The sequence below is a fragment of the Phytoactinopolyspora endophytica genome (assembly GCF_004138495.1).
Taxonomy (GTDB): Bacteria; Actinomycetota; Actinomycetes; order Jiangellales; family Jiangellaceae; genus Phytoactinopolyspora; species Phytoactinopolyspora endophytica.
In genome coordinates this window covers 54,397-56,152 of the sequence record NZ_ML142870.1, presented here as the reverse complement: position 1 = coordinate 56,152, position 1,756 = coordinate 54,397, and the positions used below count along the sequence as shown (strand labels likewise).

Here is a 1,756-nt window from a genome sequence, read left to right as displayed (position 1 = left end):
GTTGCCGTCGGGCGTCTTCCGCCAGATGGTGACGACGGACGGCCGTGGCTGGTTGCCGTACGGGAACGTCGAGAAGTTGTTCTCGGTTGTCGCCCCGCTGACCTCGCCGGGGTGTTGAACCGCGACTAGAGCGGTGCGGCCGTCCGGGGTGACGGTGGGAGAGCAGCACTCGGCGCCGATCGGAGTGGAGAGGAACCGGCGCACATGGCCGCGGTCCTCGCCTTCGACCGGCATGACGAACATGCCGTCATGGACGCCGGTCGAACCGGGCATCCCGTCGGTACCGATCCAGAGCCGTCCTGACGGGTCGAACGCCACGTTGTCCGGGCACGCGATCATGCTGACCTGTGACTTGTCGTAACCGTCGTAGTAGGTCTCCGGGTCCTCCGGGTCACCGCAGACGATCACGATCTGCCACGTGAACGTGGTCGCGGCCGCGTCGTCGCCGTCCTCGTCGATCGCGATGACGTGACCGTAGCGGTTCTCCGCGCGCGGGTTGGCCTCGTCCACCTCGGCGGCCGTGCGCTGGCTGTTGTTGGTCAGCGCGACGTAGACCGTGCCGGTTGCCGGGTTGGCCTCGACGTCCTCCGGACGGTCCATCTTCGTCGGCCCGACCTGGTCCGCGGCCAGCCGGGTGAAGGTGAGGACCTCCTCGACGCTCATCCCGTCGACCATGCTCTCGCCGTTCTCGATCAGCGGGAGCCACTCGCCCGTGCCGTCGAACAGGCCGTCGTCGGGCGGGCTGTCCGGAAACTCGGGGCTGTTGCCGGTGAACTTCGCGACGTAGAGGTCGCCCTCTTCCAGCAGCGTCATGTTGTGCTCGCGGGAGCGCTTGTCGGTGCCCTCGCGGTACTGCTTCGACGAGACGAACTTGTAGACGTAGTCGAACCGCTCGTCGTCGCCCATGTAGGCGACGGCACGGCCATCCTCGGCGATCGAGATCGTCGCGCCTTCGTGCTTGAACCGGCCGAGGGCGGTGTGCTTGCGCGGGGTGGACTTCGGGTCGTACGGGTCGACCTCGACGATCCAGCCGAACCGGTTGACCTCGTTCGGCTCGGACGCCAGGTCGAACCGGTCCTCGACCCGGTCCCAGCCGCGTTGGGTGCCGGTCTCCATACGGATCCCGTACCGGCCGTAGCGCTTGCGGGTGGTGGGGTCGGTGATGTTCGCGGAGGCACCGAAGTACTGGTGGAAGTTCTCCTCGGCGGTCAGCACGGTGCCCCACGGGGTCGTGCCGCCCGCGCAGTTGTTCAGTGTGCCCAGAGCGACGGTCCCGGTCGGGTCATCGCTGGTCTTCAGCAGATCGCTGCCGGCGGCCGGCCCGACGATGGCGAACTCGGTCCAGGTGTGGAGCCGGCGGTTGTAGCGCTGCCGCTTGGCCACCTTCCACTCACCCGTTTCGCCGACGCGCTCGATCTCCACGACCGAGCCACCATGCGCGGCCATCGCGATGCGCAGCTGCTCCTCGGTGGCGGACTCGACGTCACTCCAGCCGTGGAACATCAGGTTCTCGTTGGTGTACTCGTGGTTGACCCAGAGCAGAGCCTTGTTGAAGGTCCGGTCCAACGGCAGGATGGCGGCGTAGTCGCAGTTGTAGCCGAACTGCTTCAACTGCGCGTCAACCGACTGGTTGTCGATGTCGAAATCGGGCGCGCCCTGCTCCACGGGGTCGCCCCAGGCGATCGTGACTGACCAGTCGTATCCGTTCGGGACGACGACGCTGTCCACGGTGTTGTCCTGAACGGCCATGAAGTTG

General features: G+C 66.8%; 1 protein-coding gene. It reads right to left on the bottom strand.

Annotated features, from left to right (window positions below):
- Positions 1-1,756 (bottom strand): PhoX family protein (locus ELR45_RS29725; protein WP_205857531.1); only part of this gene is annotated, 1,756 nt, incomplete at both ends.